2 protein-coding genes are annotated in these 10,175 nt (G+C 74.0%); both read left to right on the forward strand.

Going from position 1 to position 10,175, the window contains the following annotated elements:
• The first annotated feature begins 4 nt into the window (after positions 1-4).
• Entirely contained in the window at positions 5-8,524 is an 8,520-nt protein-coding gene (locus JK363_RS40580; protein ID WP_307822095.1) for an SDR family NAD(P)-dependent oxidoreductase, read from the forward strand.
• A 31-nt stretch (positions 8,525-8,555) separates the two neighbouring features.
• Positions 8,556-10,175 (forward strand): type I polyketide synthase (locus JK363_RS40585; RefSeq protein WP_372444956.1); only part of this gene is annotated, 1,620 nt, incomplete at its 3' end.

Genomic DNA, 10,175 nt, shown 5'->3' on the forward strand with positions numbered 1-10,175 from the left:
CGCGGTGAACGGTCCGCGCTCGGTGGTGCTGTCCGGTGCCGGGCAGGCGGTGGAGGAGGTGCTGACCTGCCTCGAGGGCCGGCGCACCAAGCCGCTTGTGGTCAGTCATGCGTTCCATTCGCCGTTGATGGAGCCGATGATGGCGGAGTTTCGCGAGGTCGTGGCCTCGATCACGTACGCCCCGCCGCGCATCCCGGTGGTGTCGAATGTGTTCGGGCGTCTTGCCGGGCCGGGTGAGTTGTCCTCGGCGGAGTATTGGGTGCGGCACGTCCGTGAGGCGGTGCGTTTCGCCGATGGTGTGCGGGCGCTGGCGGATGAGGGTGCCGATGTGTTCGTGGAGGTGGGTCCCTCCGGGGTCCTGACCGCGATGGCACAGGACACCCTCGACGAGGTGCGCCCGGACGCCCGTGCGGTGGCGTCGGCACACAAGGACAGGCCCGAGCCGCGGGCCTTGGTCGAGGGCCTGGCCCGCGCCTGGACCTACGGTGTCGGTATCGACTGGACGGCATTGTTGCCGGGCGGCCGTCGCGTGGACCTGCCGACGTACGCCTTCCAGCGGCAGCGGTACTGGCTGGAGGAGGACGAGCGCGGCCCCGTCGACCTGCCTGCGGTCGGGCTCGGCGCGGCCGGGCACCCCCTGCTGGGTGCCGCGGTGACGCTCGCCGGGGACAGCGGGGTGCTGCTCACCGGCCGCCTCTCGCTGCGCACCCACCCCTGGCTGGCCGACCATGCGGTGGGCGGCACGGTGCTGCTCCCGGGCACCGCCTTCGTCGAACTGGCCGTCCGCGCCGGTGACTCCGTCGGCTGCGACCGCGTCGAGGAACTGACCCTGGAGGCGCCCCTGGTGCTGCCCGCCGAGGGCGGCGTGACCGTGCAGGTGCGGGTCGGCCCGGCCGACGCCTCCGGTCGGCACGCGCTGAGCGTGCACTCCCGGCCCGCCGCCGATGACGACTTCGACCAGGACGGGGCACCGTGGGTGCGGCACGCCGAAGGCGTGCTCGGGACCGGAGCCGTGGACGGCTTCGCCCCGACCGTGTGGCCGCCGGAAGGCGCCGAGCCGGTCGAACTGGGCGCGTTCTACGACAGGTTGGCGGGCGCGGGCTACGGGTACGGGCCCGCGTTCCAGGGCCTGACGGCCGTATGGCGGCGCGGCGAGGAGACCTTCGCCGAGGTGAGGCTGCCCGACGGCGTCGACACCGAAGGATTCGGCATCCACCCGGCGCTGCTCGACGCGGCCCTGCACGCGGAACTGCTCGCCGGCGAGGCGGGCGGTGAGGTACGGCTCCCGTTCGCCTGGAACGGCATCTCGCTCCTGGCGCAGGGGGCGCGGACGGCGCGCGCCCGGTTGGCCCCGGCCGGACCACAGGCGGTCACCGTCCAGTTGGCCGACGACGCGGGCCGCCCGGTCGCCCACATCGACGCCCTGGTGTCCCGAGTGGTGCACAGCGACCGGCTGCGTACGGACTCCGCAGCCGCCATCGGCGGCGCCGCCCTGTACGGCATGGAGTGGACCCCGGCCGCCCGGGACGGCGAGCCTGTCACCCAGTGGGCCGTGCTGGGGGAGGACGGCGCGCACGACGCACCGTGGACCGTCCTGCCGTACCTGCCGGTCCCCGGCGCCGACGTCCTGACCGCCTTGCACGAGGACACCGCCGCCGCGCTGACCGCCGTCACCGGGTGGCTGGAGGCCGAAGTCCCGGACGGGGCACGGCTGGTGGTCGTCACCTCCCGTGCCGTCGCGGCCGGTGAGGAGGACGTGCCGGACCTCGCGCACGCGGCGCTGTGGGGCCTGCTGCGCTCAGCGCAGACCGAGCACCCGGACCGGGTCGTCCTCGTCGACGTGGACGACCCGCAAGCCTGGCAGACACTTCTGCCCGCAGCCCTCGCCACCGGTGAACCGCAGGTCGCGGTGCGGCGCGGGGTGCCGCTGGCGCCCCGTCTGGCCCGTACCGACGTGCAGGCGGCGGCCCCGTCCCTCGACCCCGAGGGCACGGTGCTGATCACGGGCGGCACCGGCTCGCTCGGTGCCCTGTTCGCGCGGCACCTGGTGGCCGAGCACGGGGTACGGCACCTGATCCTTGCGGGACGGCGCGGCCTCGATGCGCCCGGTGCCGTCGGCCTGCGGGCCGAGCTGGAGGCGGCCGGTGCCCACGTGACCGTCGCCGCCTGCGACGTGAGCGACCGCGCCGCGGTGGACGCACTGGTCGCCGGCGTGGCCGCCGAGCATCCGCTGACCGCGGTCGTGCACACGGCGGGCGTCCTCGACGACGCCATCCTGACCTCGCTGACTGCCGACCGGCTCGCGGCCGTGCTGCGCCCGAAGGCCGATGCCGCCCGGCATCTGCACGAGGCGACCCGGCACCTGGACCTGGCCGCGTTCGTCCTCTTCTCCTCCACCTCCGGTCTCGTCGGCGCCGCCGGCCAGGCCAACTACGCGGCGGCGAACGCCTTCCTGGACGCCCTCGCCGAGCACCGCCGGGCCCAGGGGCTCGCGGGCGTGTCCTTGGCCTGGGGCCTGTGGGAGCAGGCCGGCGGCATGACCGGCGGGCTCGACGGGGCCGGTCGGCAGCGGCTCACCGCCGACGGCGTGCTGGCGCTGACCGATGCCCAGGGCAGTGCGCTCTTCGACCGGGCGCTGGCGGTGACCGGCCTGGTCTCGCCAGTGCGCTTCGACACCGCCGCCCTGCGGGCCCGGGCGGCCGCGGGCACCCTGCCGGCCGTGCTGCGCGGCCTGGCCCCGGTGCCCGGCCGCCGTACCGTTGCCGCGGCCGGCACCGCCGACGAGGTCTCGGCCCTGGTGCAGCGTCTGGCGGGCCTGCCGGAGGAGGAGCAGGAGCGCCTGCTGCTCGACCTGGTGCGCACGCACGTGGCGGCCGCCCTCGGACATGCCGACATGTCGGCCGTGGTGCCCGGGCGCGGGTTCCACGAGATGGGCTTCGACTCCCTGATGGCCGTGCAGTTGCGCAACTCGGTCAATGCAGCTGTCGGGCTCCGCCTGCCCTCCACGCTGATCTTCGACCACCCGACCGCGCTGGCCCTCGCCCGCCACCTGCGCGACGAACTCGTCGGCGAGGACGCGGCCCCCACACCGGCCGCCCCCACGCGCACGGCCACGGCGGACGAACCGCTGGCCATCATCGGCATGGCCTGCCGCCTCCCCGGCGACGTCCGCTCACCCGAGGAGCTGTGGGCACTGCTCAGCGAGGGCCGGGACGCCGTCTCACCATTCCCCGCGGACCGCGGCTGGGACCTGGAGGCACTGTTCAACCCCGATCCCGACGTGCCCGGGACCAGTTACTCCAACCATGGGGCGTTCCTCCGGGACGCCGCGGACTTCGACGCCGAGGCGTTCGGGATCTCCCCGCGCGAGGCGCTGTCGATGGACCCGCAGCAGCGACTCCTGCTCGAAACGCACTGGGAGGCCCTCGAACGCGCCGGCCTTCCGCTGGACTCACTGCGCGGCACCCAGGTCGGTGTCTTCGCCGGGGCGATGCCCTCCGACTACCTGCTGAGCCTCAACGAGATCCCCGGTAGCCTCGAGGGCTATACGATGACCGGCAACGCCTCCGCGGTCATCTCCGGCCGGATCGCGTACACCTTCGGCCTGCAGGGGCCGACCTTCACCGTCGACACCGCGTGCTCCTCGTCCCTGGTCGCCCTGCATCTCGCGGGCCAGTCGCTGCGCAGCGGTGAGTGCTCGCTGGCCGTGGTCAGCGGCGTGACGGTGATGTCCGGGCCGCAGGAGTACATTGAGTTCGCCCGGCAGCGGGGACTGGCTCCCGACGGGCGCTCCAAGTCCTTCGCCGCCGCGGCCGACGGGGTCAGCCACGGCGAGGGCGTCGGTGTCCTGGTCGTCGAGCGACTGTCGGACGCACGTCGCAACGGCCACGAAGTGCTGGCCGTGGTGCGCGGCTCGGCGGTGAACCAGGACGGCGCCAGCAGCGGGCTCACCGTGCCCAACGGTCCGGCCCAGCAGCGGGTGATCCGCGCCGCGCTGGCCAACGCGCGGCTGTCCGCGCAGGACGTGGACGCGGTGGAGGCGCACGGCACCGGTACCTCGCTCGGTGACCCGATCGAGGCGCAGGCGCTGATCAACACGTATGGGAAGGACCGGCCCGCCGACCGGCCGCTGTGGCTCGGTTCGCTGAAGTCGAACATCGCGCACACCCAGGCCGCGGCCGGTGTGGCCGGCGTGATCAAGATGGTCCTCGCGATGCGCGCGGGCACCCTGCCCAGGACGCTGCACGTGGACGAGCCGACGCCGCACGCCGACTGGTCGGCCGGCAACATCCAGCTCCTCACCGAGGCCCGCCCGTGGCCTGAGACGGATCACCCGCGCCGCGCCGGCGTCTCCTCGTTCGGCATCAGTGGCACCAACGTCCACGTGATCATCGAGGAGGCACCCCGGACCGCCCACCCGGCGGCCGCCGCTGCGACGCCCGGCCGCCCGTCGGCCGGCACGGTGCCCTGGGCCCTGTCGGCGCGGACCGAGGAGACCCTGCGCGCCCAGGCGGCCCGCCTGCACGCCCACCTCGCCGAGCGCCCCGGTATGGACGCGGTAGACGTCGGCTTCTCGCTGGCGACCACCCGTACGGCACTGGAGCACCGGGCCGTGGTGCTGGGCCAGGACCGCGACGCCCTCCTGGACTCCCTGGCGGCCCTGGCCGAGGGCGCCACACCCGCCGGAGTCGCCCAAGGGGTCACCCGGGCTCGGGCGCGGACGGTGTTCCTGTTCTCGGGGCAGGGGGCGCAGCGTGTGGGGATGGGGCGTGGTCTGGCGGCTGCGTTCCCGGTGTTTGCACGGGTGTTGGGGGAGGTGTGTGCGGCGCTGGAGCTGGATCCGGCGGTGTTCGGTGACGGGGAGTTGCTGGCGCAGACGCGGCATACGCAGGGTGCGTTGTTTGCGTTTGAGGTGGCGTTGTTCCGGTTGTTGGAGAGCTGGAGTGTCAGGGCCGACTTCCTGTTGGGGCATTCGGTCGGTGAGATTGCGGCGGCGCATGTTGCGGGGGTGTTCTCGCTGGCGGATGCGGCGCGGCTGGTGTCTGCGCGGGGTCGGTTGATGCAGGCGTTGCCGGCCGGTGGGGTGATGGTGGCGGTCGAGGCTGCGGAGGGTGAGGTTCGCCAGGCTCTCGTTGGCTGGGAGGGCCGGGTTGCGGTTGCGGCGGTGAACGGTCCGAGGGCTGTTGTCGTGTCGGGTGAGCAGGCTGCGGTGGATGAGGTGTTGGCCGGGTTGGAGGGTCGGCGCTCGAAGAGGCTTGTGGTCAGCCATGCGTTCCATTCGCCGTTGATGGAGCCGATGCTGGCGGAGTTTCGCGAGGTCGTGGCCTCGATCACCTACGCCCCGCCGCGCATCCCGGTGGTGTGCGATACGACCGGACTGCTGGGTGACGGCGGGGAGTTGAGCACCCCCGAGTACTGGGTGCGGCACGTCCGCGAAGCCGTCCGGTTCGCCGACGGCGTGCGGGCGCTGGCGGATGAGGGTGCCGATGTGTTCGTGGAGGTAGGTCCCTCCGGGGCCCTGACCGCGATGGCACAGGACACCCTCGACGAGGTGCGCCCCGGGCTGCTCGCCCTGCCGCTGGTGCGCAAGGACCGCCCCGAGCACGAGGCGCTGCCTGCGGCGGTCGCCCGCGCCTGGGCGCACGGCGTCGAGGTCGACTGGCCGGCACTGCTGCCGGGCGGCCGCCGCGTGGACCTGCCGACGTACGCCTTCCAGCGCCGCCGCTACTGGCTCAAGGACACCGATCCCGCCCTCGGCCGACCCGACGCCCTCGGCCTCGGCGACGCCGAGCACCCCCTGCTCGGCGCCGCCGTCCCGCTGGCCGACGGCCAGGGCACCGTCCTGACCGGCCGCCTCTCGCTGCGCACCCACCCCTGGCTGGCCGACCACACGGTGCTGGGCACGGTACTGCTGCCCGGCGCCGCCCTGGTCGAGCTGGCACTCCGCGCGGGCGCCGGGACCCGGTGCGAGCGGATCGAGGAACTCACCCTCGGGGCACCGCTCGTGGTGCCCGACGAGGGGCACATCACCGTGCAGGTGCGGGTCGGAGCCGAGGAGGAGGGCGACCGCCGCGCGGTGAGTATCCACGCGCGGGCCGCCGACTCGGCCGATGGCGAGTGGACCCGGCACGCCCACGGGGTGCTCGTCGCCGACCCAGGCCGCGACGACTTCGCCCTCACGCAGTGGCCTCCGCAGGGTGCCGCGTCCGTTCCGCTGCACGGGCTGTACGAGCGCCTCGCGGTCGAGGGATACGCGTACGGGCCCGCGTTCCAGGGGCTCACGGCCGTATGGCAACGCGAAGACGAGGTGTTCGCCGAGGTCGCGCTGCCCGAGGAGGAGGACACGGACGCCGAACGGTTCGGAATCCACCCGGCGCTGCTCGACGCCGCCCTGCACGCGGCGCTGGCCACCCGCACCGACGGGAGCGAGGTGCGGCTGCCGTTCGCGTGGACCGGGGTCCGGCTGAGCGCCACCGGGGCGCGGGCGGCCCGGGTACGGCTCGCTCCCGCGGGCGGCGAGGGGCTGGCCGTACAGCTCGCGGACGGTGCGGGGCAGCCGGTGGCCTCGGTTGCGGCACTGGTCTCGCGGCCGCTGCCCGCCGAGCAGATGCGGCGCGCCCGGCCGGACGACGGCGCTGCGCTGTACACCGTCGACTGGACGCCGGCGCAGCCGGCGCGCGCGGCCGACGAGGTGGCCTGGCGTGTCCTGGACTCTGCCCGACCGGTCGACGGCGAGGGGGAGTTCGCTGTCCTGCCGAGGCTTCCCGAGGCAGGCGAGGACCTGACCGCCGCCGCACACGAGGCCGCGGGCACCGTCCTGGACACGGTCCGCCAGTGGCTGGCCGACCCCGCCGCGGGCGACGCCACCTTGGTGGTCGTCACATCGGGTGCCGTCGCCGTCCGCCCGGACGAGGACGTCAGCGACCTGGCCCACGCCCCGGTGTGGGGCCTGGTCCGGGCCGCCCAGTCCGAGCACCCGGGCCGGTTCGTCCTGGTCGACGTGGACACCCCCGACGACTGGACGGACGCGGTGCGCACCGCGCTGGCCACCGGCGAGGCGCAGGTCACCGTCCGCGGCGGCACCGCCCTCGTCCCGCGGCTCGCCCGCGGCAGGGCACCGGAGACAGAACTCTCCACCGCCGCCTGGGACTCCGAGGGCACCGTCCTGATCACCGGCGGCACCGGCTCCCTGGGCCGGCTGCTCGCCCGGCACCTGGTGATCGAACACGGCGTACGGCACCTCGTGCTGACCAGTCGGCGTGGCATCGAGGCACCGGGCGCGGCCGCGCTGCGCGACGAACTGGTGCTCGGCGGGGCCGAGGTCTCGATCGCCGCGTGCGACGTGGCGGACCCGGTCGCGGTCGGCGAACTGCTCGCCAAGATCAACCCGGCGCACCCGCTGACCGCAGTCGTGCACACCGCAGGCGTCCTCGATGACGGACTCGTCGACACGCTCACCCGGGAACGGCTCGCCACCGTGCTGCGAGCCAAGATCGACGCGGCCGTCCACCTGCACGAGGCGACCCGCGACACCGAGCTGGCGGCGTTCGTGCTGTTCTCCTCGGCGGCCGGCGTCCTCGGCGGACCGGGACAGGCCAACTACGCCGCCGCCAACACCTTCCTGGACGCCCTCGCCCAGCACCGCCGGGCCCAGGGCCTGCCCGGCCAGGCGCAGGCGTGGGGCCTGTGGGCGCAGGAGGGCGGCATCACCGGCGACCTGGACGGCGAGGACCTGGGACGGCTCGCCCGTACGGGCTTCGAGGCGCTCACCGAACAGCAGGGCCTCGCTCTCTTCGACGAGGCCACGGCCACCGACACGGCCCTGCTGCTCCCGCTGCGCCTGAACTCGGTTGCGTTGCGGGGCCAGGCGGGCGCCGGCAACCTGCCGGCGATGCTGCGCGGCCTCCTCCGGGCACCGGCCCGGCGGGCGTCGGCCGGACCGGCGGCGCCGGTGAGCGGCCGCCCGCTCGACCACCACCTGGCCGACCTGCCGGAGCACGAGCAGGAACGCCACGTACGGGACCTGGTGCACGGGCACGTGGCAGCGGTCCTCGGTCATGACACCGCGGGCAAGGTCAACCCCGAACAGTCCTTCAGCGACCTCGGATTCGACTCGCTGACCGCCGTCGAGCTGCGCAACCGGCTCGGTGCGGCCACCGGCCTCAGGCTGCCGTCCACGCTGATCTTCGACCACCCGTCCGCGGCCGCGCTCGGCGCCCATCTGTGGTCCCTGGTACGACCCGAACAGGTCGGCCCGGCAGAACGAGTGCTGGCCGAACTCGACGTTCTGGAGAGCACGTTGCTCGGCATGGCACCCGACGAGGAGGCCGCGCTGCGCATCACCAGCCGGCTCCAGACGGTGCTCTCCCAGTGGACACAGGCGCGCCGCCGGGACGAACGGGCGCCACAGACGAACAAGCAACAGGCGAAGGGGCGCGACCACCTCCGGACCGCGTCAGCCGACGAGATTCTCGACTTCATCGACCGCGGACTGGGCCGCAAGAAGGGCGACAGCAATGGCTAGCGACGAGAAGCTCGTCGAGTACCTCCGCTGGGTGACCGCCGACCTGCAGGAGGCCCGCGAACGGCTCGCGGAACTGGAGTCCGGCGACCAGGAGCCCATCGCGATCGTCGCGATGAGCTGCCGCTACCCGGGCGGGGTGAAGTCCCCCCAGGACCTGTGGCGGCTCGTGGAGAGCGGCACCGACGCCGTGTCCGACTTCCCGGCCGGCCGCGGCTGGGACCTGGACGGGCTCTACGACCCCGACCCGGACCACCGCGGCACCATCTCCACCCGCGAGGGCGGCTTCCTCTACGACGCGGACCGCTTCGACGCCGCCTTCTTCGGCATCAGTCCACGCGAGGCCACCGCCATCGACCCGCAGCAGCGGCTGCTCCTGGAAACCACCTGGGAGGCCTTCGAACGCGCCGGGATCGCCCCCGACTCCCTACGCGGCAGCCGCACCGGCGTCTTCACCGGCGTCATGTACGACGACTACGGCCAGCGCATCCAGCCGCTGCCCGACGCGTACGAGGGCCTGCTCGGCAACGGCAGCGCGGCCAGCGTCGCCTCCGGCCGGATCTCGTACACCTTCGGCCTGGAGGGCCCGGCGGTCAGCATCGACACGGCCTGCTCCTCGTCCCTGGTCGCCCTGCACCTCGCCTGCCAGTCGCTGCGCAGCGGCGAGTGCACTCTGGCGCTGGCCGGCGGCGTCGCCCTGATGGCGAGCCCTTCGGTGTTCATCGAGTTCAGCCGGCAGCGCGGGCTCGCGCCCGACGGGCGCTGCAAGGCGTTCTCCGACAGCGCCGATGGCACCGGCTGGGGCGAGGGCGTCGGCGTCCTCGTCCTGGAGAAGCTGTCGGACGCACGCCGCAACGGACACCAGGTGCTGGCCGTCGTCGCGGGCTCCGCGGTCAACCAGGACGGCGCCAGCAACGGCCTCACCGCCCCCAACGGTCCGGCCCAGCAGCGGGTGATCCGCGCCGCTCTCGCCAACGCCCGGGTGTCCGCGCAGGACGTGGACGCGGTGGAGGCGCACGGCACCGGTACCTCGCTCGGCGACCCGATCGAAGCGCAGGCGCTGCTCGCCACATACGGGCAGGGACGCGCGGCCGACCGCCCGCTGCGCCTGGGGTCCATCAAGTCGAACATCGCGCACACCCAGGCCGCGGCCGGTGTGGCCGGCGTCATCAAGATGGTGATGGCGATGCGGGCCGGGATCCTGCCCAGGACGCTGCACGTGGACGAGCCCTCCTCGCATGTCGACTGGTCGGAGGGCAACGTCGAACTGCTCACCGAGGCGCTCCCGTGGATCGCCGAGGAGGACCGGCCGCGCCGGGCCGGCGTCTCGTCGTTCGGTATCAGCGGCACCAACGCGCACGTCATCGTGGCTGAACCGCCGCTTTTCGACGACGGGTCGGAGAACGGGGAGGACACCCACGACACCCACGACACCGACGGCAGCGGCGAGGCCGCGGAAGCCGTCGCGGGAACCCCGCCCGTCCTGCCCTGGCTCGTGTCGGCGCGCACCGCGGACGGTCTGCGCGCGCAGGCCCAACGCTTGCACGCCCACGTGACGGCGCACCCCGACCTCGACCCGCTCGATGTGGCCTTCTCCCTGGCCACCACCCGTGCCGCCCTCGACCACCGGGCTGTCGTCACCGGCCCGGCCGGC

The organism is Streptomyces coffeae, assembly GCF_016741875.1.
In the GTDB taxonomy this organism is placed as follows: domain Bacteria; phylum Actinomycetota; class Actinomycetes; order Streptomycetales; family Streptomycetaceae; genus Streptomyces; species Streptomyces coffeae.